This window comes from Mycobacterium sp. NGS16 (assembly GCF_059813225.1).
The window spans coordinates 38,607-64,401 of the sequence record NZ_JCALEE010000008.1; the positions used below are offsets into that span (position 1 = coordinate 38,607).

At 70.3% G+C, this 25,795-nt stretch carries 28 protein-coding genes; 15 read left to right on the top strand and 13 right to left on the bottom strand.

Annotated features, from left to right (window positions below; translation table 11 throughout):
- Positions 1 to 2: 2 nt before the first annotated feature.
- The 5 genes from AC5Y4Q_RS17155 to AC5Y4Q_RS17175 all read right to left on the bottom strand — a co-directional run bounded on the left by AC5Y4Q_RS17155 (position 3) and on the right by AC5Y4Q_RS17175 (position 3,410).
- Positions 3 to 233: an Rv1893 family protein gene (locus AC5Y4Q_RS17155; protein WP_064921892.1), complete on the bottom strand. Its 231-nt coding sequence runs from the start codon at positions 231 to 233 to the stop codon at positions 3 to 5.
- A gap of 63 nt (positions 234 to 296) precedes the next feature.
- A complete protein-coding gene (locus AC5Y4Q_RS17160) occupies positions 297 to 1,181 on the bottom strand; it encodes an amino acid ABC transporter permease (protein WP_064921893.1) in 885 nt (294 codons plus the stop codon).
- On the bottom strand, positions 1,178 to 1,855 hold the full coding sequence (locus AC5Y4Q_RS17165) for an amino acid ABC transporter permease (protein WP_064921894.1): 678 nt from the start codon (positions 1,853 to 1,855) through the stop codon (positions 1,178 to 1,180). The genes AC5Y4Q_RS17160 and AC5Y4Q_RS17165 overlap by 4 nt, the downstream gene beginning before the upstream one ends.
- Positions 1,852 to 2,661, bottom strand: a complete 810-nt coding sequence (locus tag AC5Y4Q_RS17170; RefSeq protein ID WP_064921895.1) for a glutamate ABC transporter substrate-binding protein — start codon at positions 2,659 to 2,661, stop codon at positions 1,852 to 1,854. Before AC5Y4Q_RS17170 ends, AC5Y4Q_RS17165 begins: the two co-directional genes overlap by 4 nt.
- Entirely contained in the window at positions 2,661 to 3,410 is a 750-nt protein-coding gene (locus AC5Y4Q_RS17175) for an amino acid ABC transporter ATP-binding protein (RefSeq protein WP_064921896.1), read from the bottom strand. Before AC5Y4Q_RS17175 ends, AC5Y4Q_RS17170 begins: the two co-directional genes overlap by 1 nt.
- Positions 3,411 to 3,462: 52 nt before the next feature.
- Between AC5Y4Q_RS17175 and miaB the strand changes: the two genes are divergently transcribed.
- Together miaB and AC5Y4Q_RS17185 are read left to right on the top strand one after the other, a co-directional pair.
- Complete coding sequence (gene miaB / locus AC5Y4Q_RS17180) at positions 3,463 to 4,962, top strand: tRNA (N6-isopentenyl adenosine(37)-C2)-methylthiotransferase MiaB (RefSeq protein WP_109535669.1); 1,500 nt, start codon at positions 3,463 to 3,465, stop codon at positions 4,960 to 4,962.
- Positions 4,959 to 5,564 carry an Rv2732c family membrane protein gene (locus AC5Y4Q_RS17185; protein WP_064921897.1) on the top strand — a complete coding sequence of 202 codons (606 nt, stop codon included), beginning with the start codon at positions 4,959 to 4,961 and terminating at the stop codon, positions 5,562 to 5,564. Before miaB ends, AC5Y4Q_RS17185 begins: the two co-directional genes overlap by 4 nt.
- Here the strand turns inward: AC5Y4Q_RS17185 and AC5Y4Q_RS17190 are convergent.
- From AC5Y4Q_RS17190 to AC5Y4Q_RS17200, 3 genes are all read right to left on the bottom strand, one after another.
- A complete protein-coding gene (locus AC5Y4Q_RS17190) occupies positions 5,530 to 6,222 on the bottom strand; it encodes a hypothetical protein (protein ID WP_064921919.1) in 693 nt (230 codons plus the stop codon). The genes AC5Y4Q_RS17185 and AC5Y4Q_RS17190 overlap by 35 nt on opposite strands.
- Positions 6,222 to 6,680 carry an SRPBCC family protein gene (locus AC5Y4Q_RS17195; RefSeq protein ID WP_064921898.1) on the bottom strand — a complete coding sequence of 153 codons (459 nt, stop codon included), beginning with the start codon at positions 6,678 to 6,680 and terminating at the stop codon, positions 6,222 to 6,224. The genes AC5Y4Q_RS17190 and AC5Y4Q_RS17195 overlap by 1 nt, the downstream gene beginning before the upstream one ends.
- Before the next feature lie 74 nt (positions 6,681 to 6,754).
- Positions 6,755 to 8,086, bottom strand: coding sequence for a DUF349 domain-containing protein (locus AC5Y4Q_RS17200; protein ID WP_082952626.1), 1,332 nt, complete (start codon positions 8,084 to 8,086; stop codon positions 6,755 to 6,757).
- Between the two features lie 395 nt (positions 8,087 to 8,481).
- On the opposite strand from AC5Y4Q_RS17200, the gene AC5Y4Q_RS17205 reads away from it, so the two are divergent.
- The 9 genes from AC5Y4Q_RS17205 to AC5Y4Q_RS17245 all read left to right on the top strand — a co-directional run bounded on the left by AC5Y4Q_RS17205 (position 8,482) and on the right by AC5Y4Q_RS17245 (position 19,223).
- Positions 8,482 to 9,360: a DMT family transporter gene (locus AC5Y4Q_RS17205; RefSeq protein ID WP_064921900.1), complete on the top strand. Its 879-nt coding sequence runs from the start codon at positions 8,482 to 8,484 to the stop codon at positions 9,358 to 9,360.
- A gap of 56 nt (positions 9,361 to 9,416) precedes the next feature.
- Positions 9,417 to 10,334, top strand: coding sequence for a DMT family transporter (locus tag AC5Y4Q_RS17210; protein WP_064921901.1), 918 nt, complete (start codon positions 9,417 to 9,419; stop codon positions 10,332 to 10,334).
- A 10-nt stretch (positions 10,335 to 10,344) separates the two neighbouring features.
- Positions 10,345 to 11,013 (top strand): class III extradiol ring-cleavage dioxygenase family protein, encoded by a 669-nt coding sequence (locus tag AC5Y4Q_RS17215; protein ID WP_064921902.1) that lies wholly within the window; start codon positions 10,345 to 10,347, stop codon positions 11,011 to 11,013.
- On the top strand, positions 11,010 to 11,939 hold the full coding sequence (gene miaA / locus AC5Y4Q_RS17220; RefSeq protein WP_064921903.1) for a tRNA (adenosine(37)-N6)-dimethylallyltransferase MiaA: 930 nt from the start codon (positions 11,010 to 11,012) through the stop codon (positions 11,937 to 11,939). The genes AC5Y4Q_RS17215 and miaA overlap by 4 nt, the downstream gene beginning before the upstream one ends.
- 4 nt (positions 11,940 to 11,943) lie before the next feature.
- Positions 11,944 to 12,822 carry a diaminopimelate epimerase gene (gene dapF, locus AC5Y4Q_RS17225; RefSeq protein WP_064921904.1) on the top strand — a complete coding sequence of 293 codons (879 nt, stop codon included), beginning with the start codon at positions 11,944 to 11,946 and terminating at the stop codon, positions 12,820 to 12,822.
- Positions 12,819 to 14,219, top strand: a complete 1,401-nt coding sequence (gene hflX / locus AC5Y4Q_RS17230; RefSeq protein ID WP_064921920.1) for a GTPase HflX — start codon at positions 12,819 to 12,821, stop codon at positions 14,217 to 14,219. Before dapF ends, hflX begins: the two co-directional genes overlap by 4 nt.
- Before the next feature lie 270 nt (positions 14,220 to 14,489).
- Positions 14,490 to 15,821, top strand: a complete 1,332-nt coding sequence (locus AC5Y4Q_RS17235) for a DEAD/DEAH box helicase (RefSeq protein WP_064921905.1) — start codon at positions 14,490 to 14,492, stop codon at positions 15,819 to 15,821.
- Between the two features lie 99 nt (positions 15,822 to 15,920).
- The gene (locus tag AC5Y4Q_RS17240; RefSeq protein WP_064921906.1) at positions 15,921 to 17,081 is read left to right on the top strand and encodes an acyl-CoA dehydrogenase family protein; all 1,161 of its coding nucleotides are present in this window, start codon (positions 15,921 to 15,923) and stop codon (positions 17,079 to 17,081) included.
- Positions 17,082 to 17,321: 240 nt separating this feature from the next.
- Positions 17,322 to 19,223 (top strand): sunset domain-containing protein, encoded by a 1,902-nt coding sequence (locus tag AC5Y4Q_RS17245; protein ID WP_064921907.1) that lies wholly within the window; start codon positions 17,322 to 17,324, stop codon positions 19,221 to 19,223.
- Here AC5Y4Q_RS17245 and AC5Y4Q_RS17250 read toward each other — a convergent pair whose 3' ends face one another.
- Genes AC5Y4Q_RS17250 through AC5Y4Q_RS17260 form a run of 3 tightly spaced genes read right to left on the bottom strand, consistent with a single transcriptional unit; the run spans position 19,224 to position 21,349 of the window.
- The gene (locus AC5Y4Q_RS17250) at positions 19,224 to 19,673 is read right to left on the bottom strand and encodes a nuclear transport factor 2 family protein (RefSeq protein WP_125224602.1); all 450 of its coding nucleotides are present in this window, start codon (positions 19,671 to 19,673) and stop codon (positions 19,224 to 19,226) included. It abuts the gene before it with no gap.
- Positions 19,674 to 19,694: 21 nt separating this feature from the next.
- On the bottom strand, positions 19,695 to 20,678 hold the full coding sequence (locus AC5Y4Q_RS17255) for an NAD(P)H-dependent flavin oxidoreductase (RefSeq protein WP_125224603.1): 984 nt from the start codon (positions 20,676 to 20,678) through the stop codon (positions 19,695 to 19,697).
- The gene (locus AC5Y4Q_RS17260; RefSeq protein WP_125224604.1) at positions 20,675 to 21,349 is read right to left on the bottom strand and encodes a helix-turn-helix transcriptional regulator; all 675 of its coding nucleotides are present in this window, start codon (positions 21,347 to 21,349) and stop codon (positions 20,675 to 20,677) included. The genes AC5Y4Q_RS17255 and AC5Y4Q_RS17260 overlap by 4 nt, the downstream gene beginning before the upstream one ends.
- Positions 21,350 to 21,441: 92 nt before the next feature.
- Here AC5Y4Q_RS17260 and folE point away from each other — a divergent pair, with 92 nt between their 5' ends.
- The gene (gene folE / locus AC5Y4Q_RS17265; RefSeq protein WP_064921911.1) at positions 21,442 to 22,041 is read left to right on the top strand and encodes a GTP cyclohydrolase I FolE; all 600 of its coding nucleotides are present in this window, start codon (positions 21,442 to 21,444) and stop codon (positions 22,039 to 22,041) included.
- Between the two features lie 16 nt (positions 22,042 to 22,057).
- Here folE and lexA read toward each other — a convergent pair whose 3' ends face one another.
- Positions 22,058 to 22,759 carry a transcriptional repressor LexA gene (lexA, locus tag AC5Y4Q_RS17270; RefSeq protein ID WP_125224605.1) on the bottom strand — a complete coding sequence of 234 codons (702 nt, stop codon included), beginning with the start codon at positions 22,757 to 22,759 and terminating at the stop codon, positions 22,058 to 22,060.
- A gap of 214 nt (positions 22,760 to 22,973) precedes the next feature.
- On the opposite strand from lexA, the gene AC5Y4Q_RS17275 reads away from it, so the two are divergent.
- The 3 genes from AC5Y4Q_RS17275 to AC5Y4Q_RS17285 all read left to right on the top strand — a co-directional run bounded on the left by AC5Y4Q_RS17275 (position 22,974) and on the right by AC5Y4Q_RS17285 (position 24,606).
- Entirely contained in the window at positions 22,974 to 23,477 is a 504-nt protein-coding gene (locus tag AC5Y4Q_RS17275; protein WP_125224606.1) for a LysM peptidoglycan-binding domain-containing protein, read from the top strand.
- Between the two features lie 144 nt (positions 23,478 to 23,621).
- The gene (nrdR, locus tag AC5Y4Q_RS17280) at positions 23,622 to 24,086 is read left to right on the top strand and encodes a transcriptional regulator NrdR (protein ID WP_064921914.1); all 465 of its coding nucleotides are present in this window, start codon (positions 23,622 to 23,624) and stop codon (positions 24,084 to 24,086) included.
- A 34-nt stretch (positions 24,087 to 24,120) separates the two neighbouring features.
- The gene (locus AC5Y4Q_RS17285; protein ID WP_125224607.1) at positions 24,121 to 24,606 is read left to right on the top strand and encodes a peroxynitrite isomerase; all 486 of its coding nucleotides are present in this window, start codon (positions 24,121 to 24,123) and stop codon (positions 24,604 to 24,606) included.
- An 8-nt stretch (positions 24,607 to 24,614) separates the two neighbouring features.
- Here AC5Y4Q_RS17285 and AC5Y4Q_RS17290 read toward each other — a convergent pair whose 3' ends face one another.
- The gene (locus tag AC5Y4Q_RS17290; RefSeq protein ID WP_064921915.1) at positions 24,615 to 25,598 is read right to left on the bottom strand and encodes a proteasome assembly chaperone family protein; all 984 of its coding nucleotides are present in this window, start codon (positions 25,596 to 25,598) and stop codon (positions 24,615 to 24,617) included.
- Positions 25,599 to 25,795 lie beyond the last annotated feature (197 nt).

Genomic DNA, 25,795 nt, shown 5'->3' on the forward strand with positions numbered 1-25,795 from the left:
GCTCAGACCTCGTCGACCTCGTCGGCCCCGTCCCGGTCGGTGAAGACCTCCTTGGTCCGCTCGACGGCGTGCGTGGCGATCTCCATGGAGTCCTGGACGATCGCACTGACCCCGCCGGAGACGTCGCCGCGGATGATGTCGCCGGCGTCCTCGACGATGTCGGAGGCCTTCTCGACGGCGTGCGTGGCGATGTCACGGACGGCGTTGAACGCGTCCTTGGGGGTGAGAGCCATCAGAGTCTCCTGTCGCTAGCTGTTGAGTCCGACTCTAGACGCCCAACCACGCCCGCGCAGGGCCTAAACGACCTGCGCTCCCGGGGCGCCCTCCGGCTCGATCGTTGCCGGCTCCAACGGGTTGTGCCGCGAACGGCGCAGCCGGCGCTCCAACCCGATGGCGCCGGCTGACAATGCCAGATTTCCGGTGATCATCAGCGCCGCGATCACCAGCAGCGCGGGCAGGTAATTGCTGTACTGGGAGCCGACCACCGTGCCCTGGCGCACCATTTCCACGAACGTGATCTGGTAGCCGATCGCGGTGTCCTTGAGCGCCACCACCAGTTGTGAGACCAGGACCGGCAGCATGGTGGTGACGGCCTGGGGCAGCAGCACCAGCCGCATCGAACGGCCCCAGCTCAGGCCTAGCGCGGCGGCCGCCTCGGATTGCCCGCCGGGCAGGGCGTTGACTCCGGCGCGCACGATCTCGGCGATGACCGCGCCGTTGTAGAGCGTCAGGCCGGTGACCACTGCGGCCAGGGCGATCTGCTGCGGCGGGAACGCGCCCAGGACGCCGTAGACGAAGTAGGCGAAGATCATCATGATCAGCACCGGGATCGCCCGGAAGAACTCCACCACCACCGCGCAGCTCCAGCGGACCGGCCACACCCGCGACAGTCGGCCGACACCGAGGCTGACACCCAGAATCAGCGCCAGCCCGATCGACCAGGCCGCCGCGGTCAGCGTGCCCACCACCCCGGGCAGCACATAGGTCCGCCACAGGTCGGCGGTGAGAAACGGCGTCCACTTCTCCGCGGCCAGCTGGCCCTTGGCGGCCAGCCGCGAATACACCACCCACCCCAGCAGTCCCGCGGCCAGCACCGTGACCACCGACATGGCGCGGTGACGGGCGCGGGCGCGCGGTCCCGGTGCGTCGAACAGCACCGTGGCCCGGTCCGCCGACCTCATCGCGTCACCGCCCAGCGCCGGCCCAGGTACCCGAACAGCAGACCTAGCGGCAGGGTCAGCACGACGAAACCGGCCGCGAAGATGGCGCCCACCTCGATCAGTGCCGCGGTGTTCTCGGTCATCGACTTCATCAGCAGCGCGGCTTCGGCTACCCCGATCGCCGACGCCAGCGTGGTGTTCTTCGTCAATGCGATCAGCACCGACCCCAGCGGGATGATCACTGCCCGAAACGCCTGGGGTAACAATATAATTCGCAAATTCTGGCCGAAGCTCAGCCCGAGTGACCGGGCGGCCTCGGCCTGCCCGATTCCGACGGTGTTGACGCCGGAACGCACCGCCTCGCACACGAACGACGCGGTGTACACGCTCAGTCCGAGCACCGCGAGCCGAAAATTGCTGTCGTCGATCGACGTCGGCGAGCGCGGGTCGGTCAGCGTCACACCCAGTGTCTGGGCCAGCCCGAACGAGCACAGCAGCAACAGCAGCGTCAGCGGGGTGTTGCGCACCAGGTGGACGTAACCGGCGCCGAGCCACCGCAGCGCCGGAACCGGAGCCAGCCGCATCGCGGCCAGCCCGGTGCCCAGGAACAGGGCCACGACCCCGGACAACACCGCCAACTCGACGGTGACGGTGAACGCCGCGAGGATCTGGTCGCGATACTCGGCGAACATCATCGCTGGATCGGCGGGGGATCGGGCACCGCGAATCCGGCAGGGCCGAAGTTGTCGACGAACGCCGCGCGCCAGGATCCGTCGCGTTCCATCTGTTCGAGTGCGTCGTTGATCCGCTGTCGCAGGCTGTCGTTGCCCTTGCGCACCCCGATCCCGTACTTCTCCTCCGAGAACCGTCCGCCGACCAGCTTGAAAGCCCCGGGGCTTTGGGCGGCATACCCGGCCAGGATCACGTCATCGGTGGTCACCGCGTCGATGGCGTTGTTGCGCAGGGCCTCCACGCAGGCGGAGTAGGTGTCATAGCGCTGCAGCTGCACGCCCGGGTAGCGGTCTTTGATCCGTTGGGCTGGAGTCGATCCGGACACCGAACACAGCTTCTTGTGACGCTGCAGTGACGCCGTGCCGGTGATGTCGGTGTTGTCGGCCCGCACCAGCAGGGACTGCCCGGCCAGCAGGTAGGGGCCGGCGAAGTCGACCTTTGCCCGCCGCGCGTCGGTGATTGAGTAGGTGGCCACCACGTAGTCGACCTGCCCGTTGCGCAGCAGCATCTCGCGTTGGCCGGATGGCGCTTCGATCCAGGCGATGCGCGCGGGCGGGTAACCCAGCCGGCCCGCGACGTAGCGGGCCACGTCGACGTCGAACCCGCCGAGCGTGCCGTCGGGTCTTTTGACGCTCAGCCCGGGTTGATCGAACTTCACACCGATGGTGATCTTGCCGCTGTCGTGGGCGGTGCAGGCCCCCGCCAACGACCCCACCGCCAACACCGCACCCAGCCGTGTCAGCACACCCAGCAGCCGCCTAACGCGCATCAGTGGTCGAGGACCCGGGCGAGAAAGTCCTTGGCCCGGGCGGACTTCGGGTCGGAAAAGAACTCCGCCGGCGGAGCGTCTTCGACGATCGCGCCGTCGGCCATGAACACCACCCGATCGGCGGCGCGGCGGGCGAAACCCATCTCGTGGGTCACCACCACCATGGTCATGCCGTCGTCGGCCAGCGTGCTCATCACCGCGAGCACCTCGCTGATCATCTCCGGGTCCAGGGCACTGGTCGGCTCGTCGAACAGCATCACCTTGGGGTTCATCGCCAGCGCGCGGGCGATCGCCACCCGCTGCTGCTGCCCGCCAGACAGCTGGGCGGGGTGTTTACCGGCCTGGTCGGCGACCCCGACCCGCTCCAGCAGTGCCATTGCCCGGCGCTGGGCCTGCGCCCGCGGGGTCTTGTGCACCTTCATCGGTGCCAGTGTGACGTTGTCGAGGATGGTCTTGTGCGGAAACAGGTTGAACGCCTGGAACACCATGCCGACCTGGGCGCGCAACCGGGCCAGCGGCGCGCCCTCGGCCGGCAGCGGCTGGCCGTCGATGGTGATGCTGCCCGAGTCGACGGTTTCGAGTCGGTTGATGGTGCGGCACAAGGTGGATTTTCCCGAGCCGGACGGGCCGAGGATGGCCACCACCTCGCCGCGGGCGACGTCGAGATTGATGTCGGAGAGCACATGCAGGCCGCCGAAGTATTTGTTGACGTCCCGGATGGCGATCATGGGCGGCCCGCCGCTGGTCATGGCACCCGACCCTACCGATGAGCGCGCCGCCGGTCTTCGCAATCCGATCGATCTGGGCATCGGCGGCCGCCGTACCATAGTCCGGGTGAGTTCGCCGGTGATTTCCGAACAGGTGCGCACCTATGAGGTGCGTACCTACGGCTGTCAGATGAATGTTCACGACTCCGAACGCATCGCCGGCATGTTGGAACAGGCCGGTTACCGCCGCGCCGCCGCGGGTGCCGACGCGGACCTGGTGGTGTTCAACACCTGCGCGGTGCGCGAGAACGCCGACAACAAGCTGTACGGCAACTTGAGCCACCTGGCGCCGAACAAGCGTGCCAACCCGGACATGCAGATCGCGGTGGGGGGCTGCCTGGCCCAGAAAGACAAGGACGGCGTGCTGAGCCGGGCGCCGTGGGTCGACGTTGTGTTCGGCACCCATAACCTGGGCTCGCTGCCGGTGCTGCTGGAGCGGGCCCGGCACAACCGCAGCGCCCAGGTCGAGATCGTCGAATCGCTGCGGGAGTTCCCGTCGTCGCTGCCGGCTGCGCGGGAATCGGCCTACGCGGCCTGGGTTTCCATCTCCGTGGGCTGCAACAACACCTGCACGTTCTGCATCGTGCCGTCGCTGCGGGGCCGCGAGGTGGACCGCAGCCCCGAGGACATTCTCGCCGAAGTCGCCGCGCTGGCCGATCAAGGCGTGCTCGAGGTGACGCTGCTGGGCCAGAACGTCAACGCCTACGGGGTCTCGTTCGCCGACCCGGCGCTGCCGCGCGACCGCGGCGCGTTCGCAGCGCTGTTGCGGGCCTGCGGGGACATCGAGGGCCTGGAGCGGGTCCGGTTCACCTCCCCGCACCCGGCGGAGTTCACCGACGACGTCATCGAGGCGATGGCCCAGACGCCGAACGTGTGTCCGACGCTGCACATGCCGCTGCAATCCGGTTCGGACTCCGTGCTGCGGGCGATGCGCCGCTCCTACCGGGCCGAACGCTACCTGGGCATCCTCGACCGGGTCCGCGCGGCGATCCCGGACGCGGCGATCACCACCGACCTGATCGTCGGGTTTCCCGGCGAGACCGAGCGCGACTTCGAGGACACCCTGGAGGTGGTGGCCGCGGCCCGCTTCGCCGCCGCCTTCACCTTCCAGTACTCCAAGCGTCCTGGCACTCCGGCCGCCGAGCTGCCGGATCAGCTGCCCAAAGAAGTGGTCCAACAACGCTATGAGCGGCTGATCGACCTGCAGGAGCGGATCTCCCTGGAAGAGAACACCGCGCAGATCGGCCGCACCGTCGAGGTGCTCGTCGCGGTCGGGGAGGGGCGCAAGGACGCGCAGACGGCGCGGTTGAGCGGTCGCGCCCGCGATGGCCGGTTGGTGCACTTCGCCCCGGGCGATGCGCAGGTACGTCCCGGCGACGTGGTGGCCACGACGGTGACCGGCGCGGCGCCGCACCACCTGCTGGCCGACGGGCCGCTGCACAGCCACCGGCGCACCCGGGCCGGCGACATCGCGGCCGGCCCCCCACCCGGCGTGGGGCTGGGCATGCCGAAGATGCCGGGGGCGGCGCGGTGAGCGGCCCGGCCGACACTCCCGGGTCGCAGGGCGACTTCGAGGCCTACCGGGCCGATATCGAAGCCGCCGAGCGGCGGGTGGCCAGCGAAATCGACCCCGGTGGTAGGGGTTTGGTCGTCGCGATCGGCGTGTTCGTGTTGCTGGCATCGTTTCTGGCGCCGCACACCGGAGCGGTGCGGGGCTGGGATGTGCTGTTCGCCACCAACGGCGCCGACGAAGCCCTGGTGACGCTGCCGTCGCGGCTGTTCATGTGGCTGGCGCTGGTGTTCGGGGTTGGGTTCTCGATGCTGGCCCTGCTGACCCGCCGCTGGGCGGTGGCCTGGGTGGCGCTGGCCGGTTCGGCGGTGGCCAGTGTGGCTGGGCTGCTGGCGGTGTGGTCGCGCCAGACCGTGGTGCAAGGCCATCCGGGTCCCGGGATCGGCCTGATCCTGGCCTGGATCACGGTGATCGTCCTGACGTTTCATTGGGCCCGGCTGGTGTGGTCGCGCACCGCGCTGCAGTTGGCCGCCGAAGAGCAGCGCCGCCGCAGCACCGCCCAGCGTCAGGCCCGGGGCCTGCTGGAGGACCTCAGGCGCCCGGAGGACCAGCCGCCGGGCGAGTAGCCGCCGGCGCGTCGCGGCCGTCGCGGCTGCCCCGATAGGCCTGGGCCCGCAGGTCGGCGAGCCATCGGGGACGCAGGCACACCCCGGGCGCAGTGTTCACAATCGGGTCGAACGACACGTCCTCGTCGTGATCGAGGCCGGTGAGCACCAGGTGGGCCAGCGGGCGAAATCCCGCCGTGCCGTGGGCCTGCTCGAGTTCGAAGCAGACCCGGTCCTTCGCGATCTGATCGCGGACGCTGCCCAGCGCCAGCCCGAAGCCCGGGACCGGCGTGGTCAGCCGTGCCCGGAGCCACCAGAGGCTATCCCGGTAGCCCAACGGCATGAGCGTCGTCATGCTCAGACCCGCCCACGACGCCACCGGCCGCAGCCCCACCGCCCGGCCCAGCACCCCGGAGCCCGCCGAGACCAGCAGGATGTCCCAGGAGCCGTGGCGGGCTGCCGGCACCCGCAGCGCCAACCCGACGGCGTCGGGCAACGCCCCCGGGGTGCCCGCGCCTTTGGAGATCCGAGCGACGACCGCCGACGACGCCACGGGCAGGCCCTCGTCGGCGGGGGCGATCCGCTCGAGAAAGCCGGTTGCCAACACCCCGGCCGGATGGAACAGCCGACGGCCCCGCGCGGCGGCGCCCCAGCGAAACACCGGCGCGGCCGGGGCCATCAGCGCCGCGGCACGTCGCCGCGCCACGCGCCGGTCTCCACGGGCACGTTCTCGATGAAGTCCTTGAACCGCTTGAGGTCCGCGTGGACACGGTGGTCGAGGATGTTCAGCTTGTCGGCGACGTTCTCCACGACGCCATCCGGGTCGATGTCCATCTGGGTGGTCACCCGGGTGGTGTCCTCGTCGATCTTGTGGAAGGTGACCACACCACCGTGGCGGGGCCCGTTGTCGGATCGCCAGGCCACCCGCTCTTCGGGATGCTGTTCGGTGATCGTCGCATCGAACTCCCGGGTCGCGGGCCCGACCTTGATCGTCCAGTGCAGGTGCGTGTCGTCGCGCTGCTCTATGCGCTCAACGCCCTCCATGAACAACGGGAACGACTCGAACTGGGTCCATTGGTTGTAGACCGTCTGGATCGGTCGCTTGACGTCGAGTGCTGCAGTGATATTGCTGGCCATGAATACCCCCAGTGAGATTGGTCCTTGTCACTGTGGGGTTAGCCCGGCGCACCCGAGCGCCAAACATGCCCGGCTCAGCGCCGGTTGAGCGCCTGTTCGGCGGCCTCGGCCCACTGCCGCCACTGCTCGGCGCTGGCGGCGGCCTCGGCGGCCTCCTTCGTCCGGCCGGCGGCCTCCGCCTTTTGTGCCTGACGTTCGAATTGCTCAGCGCGAGTACGGAATTGGGCGGCGCGGGCCTCGGCCTCCGGGTCCACCCCGGACGCGTCGGCGGCGGCGCCGGCGTCCCGCACCTTCTTCTCCACTGTCCGCAGTCGCCGCTCCAGCTCGGCGGCGCGCTCCCGGGGGACCTTGCCGATGGCGTCCCACTTGGTGACGATCGACCGCAGCGCAGCGCGCGCGGCATTCTGGTTGGCCGGGTCGATGCGCTCCGCCTCGGCCAGCAGCGCCTCCTTGGCCGTGGCGTTGGCTACCAGCTCGGCGTCGCGTTCGGCGTGGGCGGCGTTGCGCGCGCCGAAGAACGTGTCTTGGGCGGCCTTGAACCGCTGCCACAGCGCCTCATCGACATCCTTGCTGGCCCGCCCGGCCGCTTTCCAGGTGTTGAGCAGCTCCCGGAACGCGGCACTGGTGGCCGCCCAGTCGGTGGAGCCGGCCAGCTCCTCAGCGCGCTTGCACAACCGTTCCTTCTCCTCGCGCGCCCCGGCTCGGCCGCGGTCGAGGTCGGCGAAGTGCGACCCGCGTCGCCGGTTGAATGCGTCCCGGGCCGCCGCGTAGCGCTTCCACAAGGCGTCGTCGGTCTTGCGGTCCAGCCCGGTGATCGTGCGCCACTCCTCGAGGATGGCTCGCAGCCGATCGCCGGCGACTTTCCACTGCGTGGAGTTCGCGGCCAGCTCCTCGGCCTCGGCGGCCAGCGCCTCCTTGCGGGCGGTCGCGGCGGCTCGTTGCTCGTCCCGCTGCGCCCGGTTGGCGGCGGCGACGGCGTCGGCGCGCTCGCTGACCGCGGCGATGCGGGCCGCCAGGGCATCGATGTCGCCGAGCACATTTGCCGTCGGCAATGACTCGGCCAGCGCGGTCGCCGAGGCCTTGATCTTGCGGGCGTCGCCGCTTCCCGAGGCCAGGCGCTCCTCGAGCAGGGTGATTTCGGTGCTCAAATCGTCGAACCGCCGGCCGAAGTGCGCGAACGCGGCCTCGGGGTCGCCGGCCTGCCAGGAGCCGATCTGTCGCTCGCCGGCCGAGGTAACGAGCCATACCGTGCCGTCAGCGTCGACCCGTCCGAAGCGGTGCGGATCGCCGGTCGGCGGGGCGGCGACCACCGGGCCAGGCCGGGCGCCCGGTTTGGGACCGGGACGCGGCCCCGGGCGGGGGCCCGGGCGTGGAGCGGGGGCGGACGAACCGCTGTCGATGGTCATCGCTGTCGTCACCTCACCCTTCGCGGTAGACCCGCGCATCTGCCGCGCACCGCGGCGCCTTCGATCTGCCTAGAAGTATCCAAGCGTATTCAAGCAGTTACCCGCCATGCTGCACCGCCAACTCGGCGGTTCAGCGAGGCTCGACGGAGGAGAGCCGACGCTGGGAGCGCCGTGTGGGCCGGGCGGTTCAGCGAGGCTCGACGGAGGAGAGCCGACGCTGGGAGCGCCGTGTGGGCCGGGCGGTTCAGCGAAGCTCGACGGAGGAAAGCCGACGCTGGGAGCGCCGTGTGGGCCGGGCGGTTCAGCGAGGCTCGACGCAGGAGAGCCGACGCTGGGTAGCCTGTGCGATCGCGGTCGGTGTCATCTCCGGGACCGCCGACTTGGGGAGGCCGCCAGTGGCGAAAGAGACCGTCGTCGTCTTGCTCGCGCTCGGTGCGGCGCTTTTCGTCGCGATCAGTGACGTGATCCACCAGCGCAGCGCGCACCGGGTCGCCGACGAGTCGATCGGCCACCTCGGGCTGTTCGCCCGGTTGCTGGCCGACCGGCGCTGGTGGCTGGGCAGCCTGGTGGCCGCAGCGGGTTTCGTCCTGCAGGCTGTCGCGCTCGGCCTGGGTTCGGTGCTGCTGGTGGAGTCGCTGCTGGTGACGTCGTTGCTGTTCGCGCTGCCGATCAGCGCCCGGCAGACCGGGCGGCGGCTGGGCCGGTCGGTCTGGGTGTGGGCGGCGCTGCTGGTCGCCGCCGAGACGGTGATCATCACCGTCGGTCATCCCACGGCGGGGCAGGCCCGGGCCTCGTTCGACACCTGGTTCTGGGTGATCGCCGCCCTGGGGCCGGCGGTGGTGCTGTGCGTGGCCGGAGCACGCGTCGCGACGGGGCGGGTGGAGGCAGTGCTGCTCGCGGCGGCGTCGGCCATGTCCTGGGGCGTCGTCGCCGTGCTGACCAAGGGCGTCGTCGAGTTGCTCGGCCACGGGCTGCGACCGCTGCTCGCCTCGCCGGAGCTGTATGCGTGGGCGGCGCTCGCGGTAGCCGGTACCGTGTTCCAGCAGTCGTCGTTTCGCGCCGGGGCACTGACCGCCTCCTTGCCGACGATGACGGTGCTGGAGCCGACAGTGGCTGCGGCGCTGGGAGTGGTGCTGCTCGGTGAGGTGGTACGGCCCGGCCCGGGCGGCGGGTTCTTGCTGACCGTGGCGCTGGTGGTGCTGGTCGTCGCGGTCGCGGTGCTGTCGCGTGGTGAAGCGGTCGTGGACGACGATCCCGCCGTCGGGGCGGCCTAGCGTCGCCCGGTTGCCACCCGGCCGGCGGTATTCTTGCGCGATCGTAGGGAGGGACCATGTCCACAGGGAATGTCATCGCGGCGCTGCTCGCGCTGTGCGCCGCGCTGGCGTCCGCGATCGGCGACGTGATCCGCCAGCGGTCCGCCCAGGAGATCACCGATCAACAGGTCGGGCATCTGCAGCTGTTCTGGTTGTCGCTGCGCGACCTGCGCTGGTGGGGCGGCGGCGCCGCCGCGGTGGCCAATTACGCGCTGCAAGCGGTGGCGTTGGCGGTGGGCTCGGTGATGCTGGTGACCGGGCTGCAGGTGACCGCGCTGCTGTTCGCCCTGCCGCTCTACGCCTGGCTGACCCATCGCCGGGTGAGCAACTGGGAGTGGATGTGGGCCGTGCTGCTGGCCGCGGCGCTGGCGGTGGTGGTGGTCGTCGGCGACCCGACCGAGGGCAAACAGCATGCGCCGGCGGCCACCTGGATCGTGACGTCGGTGGTGGTGGCCGCGGTGCTGGTGGGCTGCACGCTGGCCGCCCGGATCTATCGGGGCCGGCCGGCGGCGGCGGTGCTGCTGGCGGTGGTGGCCGGCACCTCGCTGGCGGTGTTCGCGCTGCTGACCAAGGTCCTCGTCGAGGTGCTCAAGGCCGACGGTTTCGCCGCGGTGCTGCGGGCGCCGGCGCTGGTGCCGTGGCTGGCCGCGACGCTGGCCGGGATGATCTTCCAACAGTCGGCGTTTCGGGCCGGGGCGCTGACCGCGTCGATGCCGACGATGATCGTGGCCAAACCGCTGGTGGCCACCGCGCTGGGCGTGCTGCTGCTCAACGAGCACATCCAGGCCGGCGGCGCCGAGGACGTCGCGGTGCTCATCGGGGCGGCGCTGATCATCATCTCCACGGCGGCGCTGGCCCGCGGTGAGGCCGCCACCATCGTCGCCGACGCCGGAGGCGCCGACCTGGCGCCGGTGACGGCTCCGACGAGCCACTAACTTTGGTGCCGTGCTGGGCGGACTAGCGATCATCCCGTCGGCGCCGCTGCTGGTGCCCGAACTGGCCGGTAGCGCTCCCGAGGCGGCCGAGCTGCGGGCCGCGGCCCTGGCCGCCGCCGAATCGCTGCCGGCGCGCTGGGTGGCGGTGGGTGCCGGAGCCGACGGAGTATTCGGGCCCGACGCTGCCGGCAGCTTCGCGGGATTCGGCGCCGACGTGCCGGTGCGGCTGTCACCGGCCGCCGACCGGCCCACCGATCTGCCGCTGTGCGCCCTGGTCGCCGGGTGGGTGCGCGGGCGGCTCCGGCCGGAGGCCGCGATCGTGGTGCACGCCTACACCGAGCCGGCGGCGGCGCTGGCCGCCGGCCGTCGGCTGCGCGCCGAGATCGAGCAGTCACCCGAGCCGATCGGGGTGCTGGTGCTCGCCGACGGCGCCACCACCTTGACCCCGGCGGCACCGGGCGGGCATCACCCGGCCGACGTCGATCTCCAGCGGGCCCTCGACGACGCCCTGGCCGGCGGCGACGTCGCCGCACTGGCCGCCTTGCCGCCGCAGATCGTCGGGCGGGCGGCATTCGCGGCGCTGGCGGGGCTGGCGGCGACCCCGCCGCGCGCGGTCACCCAGCTCTACCGCGACGCCCCCTACGGGGTCGGCTACTTCGTCGGGAGCTGGCAGCCGTGAGGCCGATCGCGGTCGTCGGGCCGACCGGCACCGGCAAGTCGCAGCTCGCGCTGGAGCTCGCCGAAGCGCTGGGCGAATCGGGGAAATCGGCGGAGATCGTCAATGCCGACGCCATGCAGCTCTACCGCGGCATGGACATCGGCACCGCCAAGCTGCCGCCCAGCCAGCGCTGCGGCATCCCGCACCACCAGCTCGACGTCCTCGACGTCACCGCGACCGCGACCGTGGCCCGCTACCAGCAGGCCGCGGCCGCCGACGTCGAGGCGATCGCGGGGCGTGGCGCGGTACCGATCATCGTCGGCGGGTCGATGCTCTACCTGCAGGCCCTGCTCGACGACTGGTCCTTTCCGGCCACCGATCCGGCGGTGCGGGCCCGCTACGAGCAGCGGCTGGCCGACGTCGGGGTGGCCGCGCTGCACGCCGAACTGGCGGTGGCCGACCCGGCCGCCGCGGCGGCGATCCTGCCCACCGACGGCCGGCGCATCGTGCGGGCGCTGGAGGTGGTCGAGCTGACCGGTCGCCCGTTCGCCGCCTCCGCGCCCAGCATCGGCGATCCGCGCTGGGACACCGTCATCATCGGATTGGACTGCGACACCGCCGTTCTTGATGAACGGCTGGCCGCTCGCACCGAGACCATGTTCGCCCAGGGGCTGGTAGCCGAGGTGCAGACCCTGCTGGCGGCTGGGTTGCGCGACGGGGTCACCGCGGCCCGGGCGCTGGGCTACGCCCAGGTGATCGCCGCGCTCGATGCGGGCGGCGGCGAGGCCGATCTGGCGGCGGCGCGCGAGCAGACCTTCATCGGTACCCGCCGCTACGTGCGCCGGCAGCGGTCCTGGTTCCGCCGCGATCACCGCATCACCTGGTTGGACGGTGCGGCCGACGGCCTGCTCGACGCGGCACTGGCCGCGTGGCGGCACGTATCCTGAGCACATGCTTTTCGCCAAGGGTCACGGCACCCAGAACGACTTCGTTGTGTTGCCGGACCTGGGCGCGGAACTGAATCTGACGGCTGCCGCGGTGGCCGCCGTCTGCGACCGGCGCCGCGGGCTGGGCGCCGACGGCCTGTTGCGGGTCACCACCGCCGGCGCCGCGGCGAGCGCCGGTGTGCTCGACCAGCTGCCCGAAGGGGTGGCGGCCGAAGACTGGTTCATGGACTACCGCAACGCTGACGGATCGGTGGCCGAGATGTGCGGCAACGGGGTCCGGGTGTTCGCCCACTACCTGCGGGCCGCCGGCCTGGAATCGGCCGACGCGTTCGTCGTGGGGTCGCTGGCCGGGCCGCGTCCGGTGACCGTGCACCACGCAGACGACGTTCGGGCCGAGGTCACCGTCGACATGGGCAAACCTAACCGGCTCGGCAGCGGGGGGCCGGCGTTCGACGCCGTGGTCGGGGGGCGGCGGTTCGCCGGGCTGGGTGTCGACGTCGGCAACCCGCACCTGGCGTGTGTGGATCCGGCACTGTCGGTCGCGGAGCTGGCCGCGCTGGACGTCGCCGGCCCGGTGTCGTTCGACGCCGCCCAGTTTCCCGACGGGGTGAACGTGGAGATCGTGACCGCGGCGCGTGACGGCGCGGTGGCGATGCGGGTGCATGAGCGCGGGGTGGGGGAGACCCGGTCCTGCGGCACCGGCACGGTGGCCGCAGCGGTGGCCGCGTTGGCTCACGCCGGCGCCTCGACCGGCACCCTGCGCGTCGACATCCCGGGTGGCCAGGTCGCCGTGACCGTCACCGAGGCCACCAGCTACCTGCGTGGCCCGTCGGAACTGGTGGCGCGCGGTGACATCGCACCGGCGTGGTGGGCGGCGCAGTGAGCTATCCGGAGATCCCCAGCACCGGTGAGCTCGCCCTCGACGACCGTTCGGCGCTGCGCCGGGTCGCGGGGCTGTCCACCGAACTCGCCGACGTCTCCGAGGTCGAGTACCGCCAACTGCGCCTGGAGCGGGTGGTGCTGGTCGGCGTGTGGACCGAGGGCAGCGCCGCCGAGGCCGACGCCAGCATGGTGGAGCTGGCGGCGCTGGCCGAAACCGCCGGCTCGGAGGTGCTTGAAGGGCTGATCCAGCGTCGGGACCGGCCCGACCCGTCGACCTATATCGGCTCCGGGAAAGCCGTCGAGTTGCGTGAGGTGGTGCTGGCCACCGGTGCCGACACCGTCATCTGCGATGGCGAGCTGTCCCCGGCGCAGCTGACTGCGCTGGAAAAGGCGGTCAAAGTCAAGGTGATCGACCGCACCGCGCTGATCCTGGACATCTTCGCCCAGCACGCCACCAGCGCCGAAGGCAAGGCCCAGGTGGCGCTGGCGCAGATGCAGTACATGCTGCCGCGGCTGCGCGGCTGGGGTGAGTCGATGTCGCGGCAGGCCGGCGGCCGGGCCGGCGGCAGCGGCGGCGGGGTGGGGTTGCGCGGCCCCGGCGAGACCAAAATCGAAACCGACCGCCGCCGGATCCGGGAGCGGATGGCCAAGCTGCGCCGCGAGATCAAGGCGATGAAGCAGGTGCGCGACACCCAACGCAGCCGCCGCCTGCACAGCGACGTCCCGTCGGTGGCGATCGTGGGCTACACCAACGCCGGCAAGTCCAGTCTGCTCAACGCGCTGACCGGCGCCGGGGTGCTGGTTCAAGACGCGCTGTTCGCCACGCTCGAACCCACCACGCGCCGTGGGTATTTCGAGGACGACCGCCCGTTCGTGCTGACCGACACCGTTGGTTTCGTGCGGCATCTGCCAACCCAATTGGTGGAGGCGTTCCGTTCCACGCTGGAGGAAGTCGCCGACGCCGATCTACTGGTGCATGTGGTCGACGGCGCCGACCCCACCCCACTGGCTCAGATCAGCGCGGTCCGCCAGGTGGTCTCCGAGGTGATCGCCGAGCGCGACGGTACACCGGCACCGGAACTGCTGGTGGTCAACAAGATCGACGCCGCCGGGGATCTGGCGTTGGCCCAGCTGCGCCGCGCGCTGCCGGAGGCGGTCTTCGTCTCGGCGCGCACCGGTGACGGTATCGACGCGCTGCGCCACCGGATGGCACAGCTGGTGGCGCCGGTCGACACCGCCGTAGACGTGGTCATCCCTTACCGCCGTGGCGATTTGGTGGCGCGGGTGCACGAGCAGGGCAGAGTTCAGCACACCGAGCACAGTGAGGGCGGTACCCGGATCCGCGCGCGGGTCCCGGCCGCGCTGGCGGCCAGCCTGGCCGAATTCGCCCAGTCGTAGCGTCGCTCCCGGCGTGTGATCGGTCACAAGCGTTCGGGCTGCGCGGGCCGGTGCGCTAGGCTGACGATCAACGCTGGCATCACATGACGCCGGCACGTCGTGGAACGCTTACTCACCGCCGACATCTCGGTGAACGGTGCGATCAGAGCACAAGGTCTTCTCGCGGCGATCGATTTTGCCCACCGGCAATCTCGCCACTTTGCGCCGCCAACGGCTCGACCTCGTCGTCACGGCTGGCTGCGCACCCGATGCCGGAAAGGCACCGCCCTCATGACCTCCTCTTTCGCCGACCTCGGCGTGCCCGCACCCGTTGTCGCGGCGCTGGCCGACAACGCAATCACCGCGCCGTTTCCCATTCAGATCCGCACCCTGCCCGATGCTCTGGCCGGCCGGGATGTGTTGGGCCGTGGCAAGACAGGCAGCGGCAAGACGCTGGCGTTCTCAATTCCGTTGGTAGCCAGGCTGGCCGGGGTCAAACGGGGCCCGAGCCGGCCGTCGGGCCTGGTGCTCGCGCCCACCCGCGAGCTGGCCACCCAGATCGCTGCAACCGTGAAACCCCTTGCGGCGGCTTACGGCTTGAAGGTCACCACCATTTTCGGCGGAGTGTCGCAGTCTCGGCAGGAGAGCGCACTGCGCGGCGGTGTCGACATCGTGGTGGCCTGCCCCGGGCGTCTCGAAGACCTGATGAAGCAGCGGCTGCTCAGTCTGGACGCGGTGCAGATCACCGTGCTCGACGAAGCCGACCACATGGCCGACCTCGGGTTCCTGCCCGGCGTCACCCGGATCCTGGCCGCTACGCCGGACACCGGTCAGCGGCTGCTGTTCTCGGCGACGCTGGACAACGGGGTGGACAAACTGGTGCGGCGCTTTCTGCACGACCCGGTGTCGCATTCGGTCGATGATGGCCGGGACGCGCCTCCAGCGGCCATGACCCATCACGTGTTTCACGTCGCCGGGGCGCAGGACAAGAAGGACGTGGTGCACCGCTTGGCATCTGGTACCGGCCGCCGAATCCTGTTCATGCGCACCAAACATCAGGCCCGCAAGCTGGCCAGACAACTGACCGAGGCCGGGATCCCGTCCGTCGACCTGCACGGCAACCTGTCTCAGCCCGCGCGTGACCGCAACCTGGCCGCGTTCAGCACCGGAGCGGCTCGGGTACTGGTGGCCACCGACATCGCTGCCCGCGGTGTGCACGTCGACGAGGTGGCGCTGGTCGTCCATGTCGACCCGCCGGCCGAGCACAAGGCCTACCTGCACCGCTCGGGGCGCACGGCGCGCGCCGGCAGCGCCGGCGACGTGGTCACCGTGGTGTTGCCCGAGCAGCGCAAGGACACCCAGGTGCTGCTGCGCCGGGCCGGGATCACCGTGGCCCCGCAACAGGTCAGTGTCGACTCGATGCCGGTGCAGACCCTCGTCGGCGAACTCGCCCCGCTGGAGCTGCCCGCCCCCAAGGCGGCGGCGCCGGTACGCCCTGCTGCGCCGAAGGCGCAGGGCCGGGGATCGGGTAACGGCCGGCGGCGGCGCGGCGCGGCGGTGGGGGCGTCCCCGCGTCCCGCACGCCGCGGCGGCCCGCGCCGCACCGGAGCGGACGCCCGGTAATAGGCGCTGGCGCGGCGGCCGACCGGACCGCCGGACCTCCCAACCATCCGGTTGGTCTATTGTCGTCGGAAAGATTCCGTCGATCCCGGAGGTCAGGCGATGAGCGCCGCAGTCAAGTACCAGCGAACCCTGTTCGAGCCTGAGCACGAGCTGTTCCGGGAGTCCTACCGGGCATTTTTGGACCGCCACGTCGCGCCCTACCACGAGGAGTGGGAGAAGGCCAAGATCGTCGACCGCGGCGTCTGGCTCGAAGCCGGCAAGCAGGGCTTTCTGGGCATGGCGGTGCCCGAGGAGTACGGCGGCGGGGGCAACCCGGACTTCCGCTACAACACGATCATCACCGAGGAGACCACCGCCGGTCGCTACAGCGGTCTGGGCTTCGGGCTGCACAACGACGTCTGTGCCCCCTACCTGCTGGAACTGTGCAACGAGGAGCAGAAGCAGCGCTGGCTGCCCAAGTTCTGCACCGGTGAACTGATCACCGCGATCGCGATGACCGAGCCCGGAACCGGCAGTGACCTGCAGGGCATCAAGACCCGGGCGGTCAGAGAGGGCGACCACTACGTCCTCAACGGCTCCAAGACGTTCATCACCAACGGCATCCACTCCGACCTGGTGATCGTGGTGGCCCAGACCGACCCCGACAAGGGCGCGCAGGGATTCAGCCTGTTGGTGGTGGAACGCGGCATGGCGGGCTTCGAACGCGGCCGCCACCTGGACAAGGTCGGCCTGGACGCCCAGGACACTGCCGAACTGTCGTTCACCGACGTGCACGTGCCGGTCGAGAACCTGCTGGGCCAAGAGGGCATGGGCTTCATCTACCTGATGCAGAACCTGCCGCAGGAACGGATCTCGATCGCGATCATGGCCGCCGCGGCGATGGAGGCCACCCTTGAGCAGACCATCACCTACACCCGGGAGCGCAAGGCGTTCGGCAAGCCGATCGGCAGTTTCCAGAACAGCCGGTTCCTGCTGGCGGAGCTGGCGACCGAGGCCACCGTGGTGCGGATGATGGTCGACGAGTTCGTCCGGCTGCACCTGGACAAGCAGCTGACGGTGGAGCAGGCAGCGATGGCCAAGTGGTACTCCACCGAGAAGCAGGTCCATCTGATCGACCGCTGCCTGCAGTTGCACGGCGGCTACGGTTACATGCGCGAATACCCGATCGCCCGGGCCTACCTGGATTCCCGGGTGCAGACCATCTACGGCGGCACCACGGAGATCATGAAGGAGATCATCGGTCGCAGCCTGGGCGTCTAGTTCCCGGCGACCGAGGCGCTGAGCTGCGTGTTCAGCGCCATCCGGCGCGGCGTTGCGGCACGTCGCTTCCGCATCGATTCGGCATCGGCTGGGTATCTGTTTCCGCAATATCGATGACTTCGCTTCGCAATACGGGCCGATTGCGGGAAAGTTTATGCCGGAAACGTTTGGGTCGATTGCGGTGCCTGGGAGGGCTTGGTGACTAGTCGGAAAGATCGGTTCGGCAAGACGGCGGTGCGCATGGCGCTCGGCCTCGCGGCGACGGTCACCGTGCTGTTGTCGGTACAGACCGCGGCGGCCACGCCCGACAGTGACGCCCACGACGCCATCACCGCGGCATGGCAGGCGGCCGGCGGCGACGGTTCACCCCTGGGACCGCCCAAGGGCGACGTACACCCGGCCGGAGTGGGATTCGCCCAGGATTTCGCCGGCGGGACGATGTTCTTCACCCCCGAAACCGGCGCCAAGGCGCTCTACGGCGCGATCCTCGACAAGTACGAGTCGATGGGCGGGGCAGCCACCGGCGACCTCGGGTTTCCCAACATCGACGAGGTGCCGGGGCTGGTCCCGGGTAGCCGGGTGGCGATCTTCTCCGGCCCCGACAACCCGGTGATCTTCTGGACGCCCGAACACGGCGCCCACGTGGTGCGCGGCCCGATCAACGCCGGCTGGGACAAACTGGGCAGCTCCACCGGCCCGCTGGGGGTGCCGGTCGAGGACGAGAACTACGACGGTGCGGTCGTGAGCCAGAAGTTCAGCGCCGGCGCGCTGTCGTTCGACGGTGCGACCAAGACGTTCACCACCGTGCCGCCGGAGCTGGCGGCGCAGCTGGCCGATCTGCAGGTTCAGCTCGACCCGACCGCGGCCATCGACCAGGCCTGGCGCACCGCCGGCGGCCCCTCGGGTGCACTCGGGGCCAAGCAGGGTGACCAGTATCCGATCGGCAGCGACGGCGTAGGCCAGGATTTCGCCCGCGGCAAGGTCTACTTCTCCCCGGCTACCGGCGCGAACGCGCTGGAAGGCGACGTGCTGGCCAAGTACGAGTCGCTCGGTGGGCCGGCCGGCAGCGATCTGGGCTTCCCGATCACCAGCACGGCTGACGGCTCCATCGCCGGCAGCAAGTTCAACGCTTTTGCCGCCGACGACGACCCGGTGATCTTCTTCAGCCCGGACAACGGCGCCTTCGTGGTGCGCAGCGCGATGAAGGTCGCGTGGGACAAGCTTGACGGAGCGTCGGGAAAGCTGGGTGCCCCGGTGGGCGACCAGACCGTCGACGGCGACCTGGTCTCGCAGAAGTTCACCGGCGGGACGGTCTCTTGGAACCAGGCCACCAACACCTTCAGCACCGAACCGGCCGAGCTGGCGCAGGCGCTGTCGGGCCTGCAGATTCCCGGGATGAACCTGCCCAACGCCAGCACGTCCACCGCGCCCGGTGTCAGCAAGGAGACGCACTGGAACTGGTTGTGGGTGCTCATCCCGGTGGCGGTGCTCGTGGTGCTCGGGGCGCTGGCCGGCGCGGCGATGTGGTGGCAGCGGCGCCGTCCGGCGCCGGAGCCCGGGCGCGCACCGGTCGCCGTACCCGCCCCGGTCAGCGACGACTACGACGACGATGACGAGCAGTGGGCCCACCACGAGCAGCAGGATCACGAAGGCACGGTGCGGCTGCCGAGCCGCTACGGCGGCTCGTCGTTCGGTGCGGCACCCGAGGCGGAGACGCCGGGGATGCCGGATGCACCCTGGCTGCATTACGGCGAATCCGACGCGGGGGAGGACGTCGACGACGAAGACGAGGCGGACACCGCGCCGACCCGGGTGGTCAGCGAGGAGGAGCTGGGCACCGGGCGACACGCGGTGGGCCACGCGGCTTCCGGCGCGGAATCGCGGGGGTTCGGGTCTGGGGCGCAGTCGCGCACGTTCGGCTCCGGCCAGCGCAGCTACGGCGTCGAGGAGTCGGCTCATCCGGTGATGCACCTGCCGCTGGACGACCCCTACCAGCAGCCGGAGGGCTATCCGATCAAGGCGAACATCGGTTCGGGGCTGTACTACACGCCGCAGAACGCCCTGTATGACGACACGCTCGCCGAGATCTGGTTCGCCACCGAGGATGCGGCCCGGCTGAACGGCTTCACCAAGGCCCGCTGATCAGCGCAGCGGCAACGTGTTTCGTTCGCCGGTCGGGCGCGGCCCGAAGATCCGTCGCTGATCTTCGGTGATCGCGACGTCGTCGATGCTGGACTCGCGGCGGCTCATCCGGCCGTCGTCGGCGAACTCCCACAGTTCGTTGCCGTAGCTGCGCCACCACTGACCGTCGGCGTCACGGCTCTCGTACTGGTAGCGCACCGCGATCCGGTTGCCGTGGTAGCACCACAGCTCCTTGCGCAGGGCGTAATCGCGTTCGCGTGCCCACTTGCGTCGCAGGAAGGCCACGATCTCGGCGCGCCCGGTGATGAACTCGTCACGGTTACGCCATACCGAGTCGTCGGTGTAGGCCAGCGCCACCCGGTCGGGATCCCGGGTGTTCCAGGCGTCCTCGGCGGCAGCGACCTTACGTCGCGCCGAATCCTCGTCGAAAGGCGGACAGGGGCCGAACATGGTGACCTCCTTGCTGATAGCTCACGGCGTCAACCGCGCGACAGCCTGCGCGGCCGGAATGATGTCGTGGATGCGATGGATCGTCTCTCCGGCGTAGAGCGCCGACCGTTCGACGACGGCCGGGTCCATGCCGGCCAGCGGCAGCGCCGGGGTGTACAGCGGTACCGCCACCCGCTGCAGGGCAAGCATCGCGTCCTGGGCGCCCACCGGCATCAGCCGGCTCAGCGGCGCACCGGCCCGATTGAATGCCCGCACCGCCGGCGGGCCGAGTTCGCTTCGGGCACACCAGCGTTCGGTGAGCGCGTTCGGCACCACCCGGTGCGCCAGTGGCCAGCCCATGCCGAACAACATGGTGCGGATGGTGCGTTGGGCGGCCAGCACCTTCTGCTTGTAGCCGGGGTGTGCACACGACTCCTCGGTGAGCAGAAAGCGCGTCCCGGCAACTGCGCCGGCGGCCCCGGCGGCCAGCAGCGCCCGGACATCGTCGGCGTCGGCGACCCCGCCGGCCGCTAGCACCGGTGCGCCGTCCGCGGCCTGAAGGACCTCCGGCAGCGTCACCTCCAGTGGCCGGTCGGCCACCAGGTGCCCGCCGGCCTCGACGCCCTGGGCCACCAGTCCGCTCGCGCCGGCGGCCAGCGCCCGGCGGGCCTGCGCGGCGTCACCCGCGGTGCACAGCACCGGGATTCGTGCGGTCCGCAGCGCTGCAATCCAGCGTGCGGGCGCGCCGTCGTGGAACACCACCAGGGCGGCACCGGCCGTGATGCAGGCGTCGATGTGGGCGCGGCGGGCGAACGGGACCAGCAGATTGGCCGCGACCGGCCGGCCGCCAGCCAGCGTCACGGCACGATGCAGCTCTGCGGCGAAGCGGCGCGGAGCGCTCAGCCCGACCGTGCCCAGCGCGCCGGCCGCCGAGACCGCGCCGGCCAACTCCGCTCCGGCCACACCGCCGCCCATCCCGGCCTGCATGACCGGGGCGCTCAATCCCAGCGACTCCAGCAGGTTCATCGGTGCCGGCCAACCGGAGCCCGGACGGTGACGCAGCACCGCCGCTCGCAGGGGGTCAGCGCCGCGCGCTGCGGCAGCTCGCCGGCGCCTTCCAGCATGCCCTGGATCAGCTGCAGATTGAGCCCGCACACTTCTTGGGTGTACTGGCGTGCCAGTTGCTCGAACGGGCAGTTGCGCAGCTCGATGTCCCCGTCGCCGTTGACCGCCGGCTCGTAACCGCACTCGCAGAGCGCTTCGAAGACGCCCTGGCCGGTTGCCCCGGCCCGCCCGGCGCGACGGGCCGCCGCCGAGATCTCCGCGCGTACGGTGCCGGCGTCATCCGCCACCAGGGCGGTGACCAGCAGCTCGGCCAGCAAGCGATAGTTGCGCGGCGGCACGCTTACCGACAGCTCGTCGCGGGTGCGTGCGTAGCGTTTGGCCGGGCGCCCGGCGCCGGGCCCGGATCGGCCGGCGGGCCGGGCGTAACTCACCGCCAAGATCCCCACCTCAGCCAGTTTGTCGAGGTGGTAGGCCGCCAGGGTGCGGCTGATGCCCGCCGCGGCCGCGGCGTCTTCGCGAGCCACCGGTTCATCCGACGAGGCGACGTACTGGTAGAGCCGCTGCCGCACCGGATCGTCCAGCGCGCTCAACCCGGCTAGCGGATCCAGGCCGCCGCGGGGAGGGGTGCTCATCGTCCCAATGTAACACCAAAAAATATTGACAAATAGGGTTGCGTGCCGCCACGCTAAGGCCCAACGCGGACAAATCGATGGGGGAGAGTGCGATGTCGGTAGCCGTCTACGCGGACCTGCGGCTGGTCGATCGGCCGGTGCCGGACCTCGATGCCGCCGAACAGGCCGCCGCGGCGTTTCTGCAGGCGCTGGGCGTCTCCACCACCGAGGCGGGGCTTGCGGACACCCCCCGCCGGATGGCGCGAGCCTATGCCGAGATGTTCACTCCGAAGCCGTTCGAGGCCACCACCTTTCCCAACGACGAGGATTACGACGAGCTGGTGCTGGTCCGTGACATCCCGTTCCGGTCGATCTGCGAACACCATCTGTTGCCGTTCACCGGAAGCGCCTGTGTCGGTTACCTGCCCGGTGACCGCATCCTCGGCCTGTCCAAGCTGGCCCGGGTGGTCGACTACTTCGCGTGCCGGCCGCAGGTGCAGGAACGTCTCACCAAACAGGTGGCCGACTGGCTCACCGACCACCTGCAGCCACGTGCCGTCGGGGTGGTGATCCGCGCCGAGCACACCTGCATGACGTTGCGTGGGGTACACGCCACCGGCTCGACCACGGTGACTTCGACGCTGCTGGGCACGCTGCGCACCGATGCCCGCTCCCGGCAGGAGTTCTTCTCGCTGGTCGGAATCGGCGGATAGCCGACGGGCCCGCGGTTCAGACCTTGCGGATGACGGTGACGACCTTGCCCAGCACGACCGCGTCGTTACCCGGAATGGGGTCGAAAACAGGATTGTGCGGCATCAGCCACACCTGACCGCCGGCCCGTTTGAAGGTCTTGACGGTGGCTTCCCCGTCGATCATCGCGGCGACGATGTCGCCGTTGTCGGCGACGTTCTGCTGACGCACCACCACCCAGTCGCCATCGCAGATCGCGGCGTCGACCATCGACTCGCCGACCACCTTGAGCAGGAACAGCTCTCCGTCTCCCACCAGTTCGCGGGGGAGGGGGAAGACATCTTCGACCGCTTCCTCGGCCAGGATCGGCCCGCCGGCGGCGATCCGGCCGAGCACCGGGACGAAGGTGGGTTCGGGCAGCGCGTCGGAACCGGCGAAGTCGGTCCGGGGCGCCGCGTCTGAGGGCCCGGCCGATTCCTCGGGGCCGCGGACGTCGACGGCGCGGGGCCGGTTGGGGTCGCGCCGCAGATAGCCCTTGCGCTCCAGTGTGCGTAGCTGGTGGGCGACCGAGGAAGTCGAGGTCAGCCCGACGGCGTCCCCGATCTCCCGGATGCTCGGGGGATAGCCCCGCTCGTTCACCGAGGCGCGGATGACGTCGAGGATGGTGCGCTGCCGGGCGGTCAGCGGTGAATCGGGCACAGCTGCAGGTCCCGGGGCCGCCGTCTTGCTGCTATCGCTCATGAAGGCGAATGTAGTCGCATCGCCGCAATTAATCAAACATGTGTTCGAGGTATGTCGCGCGAGCGTTCGAACGCGGCCGAGACTTGTCGGTGGGCACCGCTAGCCTATTCGACAACGAATCGATCACATGTTCGGACATCGAACATACAATCGATTATGATTCGAACAGTCGAGCGAATACCGGTCGCCGACGCCGAGTGAGGGAGAACCGCACATGATGCTCATCGACACGATCGCCCCGACGTTCGAACCGGCCCGGCCCGAGCGGGTCCGGGCGCATCGCGTTGCCGGGACGTCCGGCCGCGCCCACCCGGTCCAGACCCGTCCCGTGCGCCTCGCCCGGTCGCGCCCGGGCGGGGCGCCGCTGCGGCACCACGGCGCCGGGGTGCTGATGTCGCGCACGGCGCACCGCCCACGGCCGGTCAAGCCCATCACTCCGGTGACCACAGTGGTGCTGGCGCTGATCGCAGCGGGGATCACGGTCTGGCTGGGGCTCATCGCCCAGTTCGGTGCGGCGATGGCCGGCGGCGGCGCCCCCGCGGTGCCCGAACGGCTGGGCGTGGTGCGGGTGCAAAGCGGCGAGAGCCTGCAGCGCCTGGCGGCCCGGGTCGCGCCCGATGCGCCGACCGCGCAGGTCGTCGACCGGATCCGCGAACTCAACAGTCTGGAATCGGCGGCGGTGGACGCCGGCCAGCCGCTGATCGCGCCGATCGGCTGACCGTTGATGCCCGGCCGGCCGCGGCCTGCGGCTACTGCGGCGCGCCGCCCGGCACCCGCGCAGGTACGCTCACAGTTGTCCCAGTGGTCCGGATCGCCTCAGCGCGTGCGGGTGTCCGGCTCTCGGCACGGCGAAGGAGCGGCCATGCATTGCCCGTTTTGTCGCCATCCAGACTCCCGGGTGGTGGATTCCCGCGAAACCGACGAAGGTCAGGCCATTCGCCGCCGCCGGTCCTGCCCGGAATGCGGTCGTCGCTTCTCCACCGTGGAGACCGCGGTGCTGGCCGTGGTGAAACGCAGCGGCGTCACCGAGCCGTTCAGCCGGGAGAAGGTCATCAGCGGGGTGCGCCGGGCCTGCCAGGGCCGCCATGTCGACGATGACGCGCTCAACCTGTTGGCCCAGCAGGTCGAAGACGCGGTGCGCGCGGCGGGCTCACCGGAGATTCCCAGCCACGAGGTGGGTTTGGCGATTCTGGGCCCGCTGCGCGAACTCGACGAAGTGGCCTACCTGCGATTCGCCTCGGTCTACCGGTCCTTCTCGTCGGCGGCCGACTTCGAGCGGGAGATCGAGGCGCTGCGCGAACACCGGCAGGTGCCCAGCACCGGTTGAGGCTCGCGGCGCCATGCCGCACTACGCTGGCCCCATGGCACCCGACCTGCACCCGAATCTTGTGGAGCTGGCACCGCTGCTGGGCACTTGGTCTGGCCGGGGCTCGGGGGTGTATCCCACGATCACGTCGTTCGACTACCTCGAAGAGGTGGTGTTCTCCCACGTCGGCAAACCGTTTCTGGTCTACGGCCAGAAGACGAAGTCGGCCGCCGACGGTCTGCCACTGCACGCCGAGACCGGATACCTACGGGTGCCGCAGCCCGGCCGGATCGAATGGGTGCTGGCCCACCCCAGCGGTATCACCGAGATCGAGGTGGGCAGCTATGCGGTGACCGCCGACGGCATCGAACTCGAGATGTCGGCGCCGACGATCGGGCTGGCGCCGACCGCCAAAGAGGTGACAGCGCTGCGCCGCCACTACCGCCTCGCCGGCGACGAGCTGTCCTACACCTTGGACATGGGCGCGGTCGGCCAACCGGCGCAGAACCATCTCACCGCTGCGCTGCGACGAACGAGATAGGCCGGCCGTCACGGCGTGTCGTCGTCGCCCCGGTCCTTCTTCGCCTCCTGGGCTAAGAACCGTTCGAACTCGGCCCCGAGTTCATCGGCGCTGGGCAGATCCTCGTCGCGGGCCAGCAACGAGCGGTTCTCCTGCGCGGCGATGAACGCGTCGTACTGGCGTTCCAGTGCCGCCACCACCTGCGCCACTTCGGCGCTCGCCTCGACCTGTTCATCGATCTTGGCCCGGATATCGGCCGCGGCTGCACTGAGTTCGGCCAGCGGCAACTGCAGGGAGCCGGTCTGGGCCGCCTGCCGCAGCAGCGCCTCGGCCGCCTCGGGGTAGTCGGTTTGTGACACGTAGTGCGGCACGTGCACGGTGAACCCGACCACCTCGTGGCCGTGCTGGGCCATCCGGTACTCCAACAGGTTGGAGGCGCTGCCCGGCACCTGGACCTCGGCGATCCACGGGGTGAAATCGGTGATCAGCTCGCGGTTGTTGGAGTGCGCGGTCAGCGTCACCGGCCGGGTGTGCGGAACCGCCATCGGGATGGTGCCCAACCCGATGGTCCGCCGAACCCCGAGCCGCTCGGCCAACAGCCGCACAGCGGTGATGAAACGCTCCCACTTGAGATCCGGCTCCATGCCGGCCAACAGCAGAAACGGTGTCCCCGCGGTGTCCCGCAGGGCATAGAGGCTCAACTCCGGCTCGGCATAGTGGGTGAAGTGGTCGGTCTTGAACGTCATCACCGGTCGCCGCGACCGGTAGTCGAGCAAGTCGTCGATCGCAAACGATGCCACCAGCTCACTGTCGAGGGTGGCCTTGAGGTGGCTGGCGGCCAACCGGATCGCGTGCCCGGCGTCGGAGAAGCCCTCCAACGCGTGGATCAGGACCGGACCCGCGCCGTCGGGCGACGTCACCTGGGGCGCCGGGACCTCCAGCTCGTACATGCCGCCTTGCTCGGCCTGGTAGTGCCGGCGCCGGTCGGGACCGGTGTCCGGATGCTCGGCCATTACCTTCGCCTCCTCATTCCTGCAGATCTCGGTGCGGGTCGCACCGCCTAGTTTCCCTCACGTCGGGCCCGCACCGGAAAACGGTGCGGGCATGCGATCGAAAACACCCGGGTGCGCCGACCGCATTCCCCGGTGGGGTTCCCGTTCGCTCAGCGATGAAATCCCGGTCGCCGGGCCCGCGGGGTCGGCTCACAGTT

Coding starts and splice junctions, on each gene's coding strand:
- lexA (WP_125224605.1), bottom strand. CDS start 22,759: ATGAGCGATAGCAGCAAGACGGCGGCCCCGGGACCTGCAGCTGTGCCC.
- AC5Y4Q_RS17165 (WP_064921894.1), bottom strand. CDS start 1,855: ATGATGTTCGCCGAGTATCGCGACCAGATCCTCGCGGCGTTCACCGTC.
- AC5Y4Q_RS17190 (WP_064921919.1), bottom strand. CDS start 6,222: ATGGCCCCGGCCGCGCCGGTGTTTCGCTGGGGCGCCGCCGCGCGGGGC.
- AC5Y4Q_RS17250 (WP_125224602.1), bottom strand. CDS start 19,673: ATGTTCGGCCCCTGTCCGCCTTTCGACGAGGATTCGGCGCGACGTAAG.
- AC5Y4Q_RS17155 (WP_064921892.1), bottom strand. CDS start 233: ATGGCTCTCACCCCCAAGGACGCGTTCAACGCCGTCCGTGACATCGCC.
- AC5Y4Q_RS17160 (WP_064921893.1), bottom strand. CDS start 1,181: ATGAGGTCGGCGGACCGGGCCACGGTGCTGTTCGACGCACCGGGACCG.
- folE (WP_064921911.1), top strand. CDS start 21,442: ATGTCGGTAGCCGTCTACGCGGACCTGCGGCTGGTCGATCGGCCGGTG.
- dapF (WP_064921904.1), top strand. CDS start 11,944: ATGCTTTTCGCCAAGGGTCACGGCACCCAGAACGACTTCGTTGTGTTG.
- AC5Y4Q_RS17175 (WP_064921896.1), bottom strand. CDS start 3,410: ATGACCAGCGGCGGGCCGCCCATGATCGCCATCCGGGACGTCAACAAA.
- AC5Y4Q_RS17260 (WP_125224604.1), bottom strand. CDS start 21,349: ATGAGCACCCCTCCCCGCGGCGGCCTGGATCCGCTAGCCGGGTTGAGC.
- AC5Y4Q_RS17245 (WP_064921907.1), top strand. CDS start 17,322: ATGGCGCTCGGCCTCGCGGCGACGGTCACCGTGCTGTTGTCGGTACAG.
- AC5Y4Q_RS17285 (WP_125224607.1), top strand. CDS start 24,121: ATGGCACCCGACCTGCACCCGAATCTTGTGGAGCTGGCACCGCTGCTG.
- AC5Y4Q_RS17255 (WP_125224603.1), bottom strand. CDS start 20,678: ATGAACCTGCTGGAGTCGCTGGGATTGAGCGCCCCGGTCATGCAGGCC.
- AC5Y4Q_RS17195 (WP_064921898.1), bottom strand. CDS start 6,680: ATGGCCAGCAATATCACTGCAGCACTCGACGTCAAGCGACCGATCCAG.
- AC5Y4Q_RS17170 (WP_064921895.1), bottom strand. CDS start 2,661: ATGCGCGTTAGGCGGCTGCTGGGTGTGCTGACACGGCTGGGTGCGGTG.
- nrdR (WP_064921914.1), top strand. CDS start 23,622: ATGCATTGCCCGTTTTGTCGCCATCCAGACTCCCGGGTGGTGGATTCC.
- AC5Y4Q_RS17235 (WP_064921905.1), top strand. CDS start 14,490: ATGACCTCCTCTTTCGCCGACCTCGGCGTGCCCGCACCCGTTGTCGCG.
- AC5Y4Q_RS17275 (WP_125224606.1), top strand. CDS start 22,974: ATGATGCTCATCGACACGATCGCCCCGACGTTCGAACCGGCCCGGCCC.
- AC5Y4Q_RS17290 (WP_064921915.1), bottom strand. CDS start 25,598: ATGGCCGAGCATCCGGACACCGGTCCCGACCGGCGCCGGCACTACCAG.
- AC5Y4Q_RS17210 (WP_064921901.1), top strand. CDS start 9,417: ATGTCCACAGGGAATGTCATCGCGGCGCTGCTCGCGCTGTGCGCCGCG.
- AC5Y4Q_RS17200 (WP_082952626.1), bottom strand. CDS start 8,086: ATGACCATCGACAGCGGTTCGTCCGCCCCCGCTCCACGCCCGGGCCCC.
- AC5Y4Q_RS17240 (WP_064921906.1), top strand. CDS start 15,921: ATGAGCGCCGCAGTCAAGTACCAGCGAACCCTGTTCGAGCCTGAGCAC.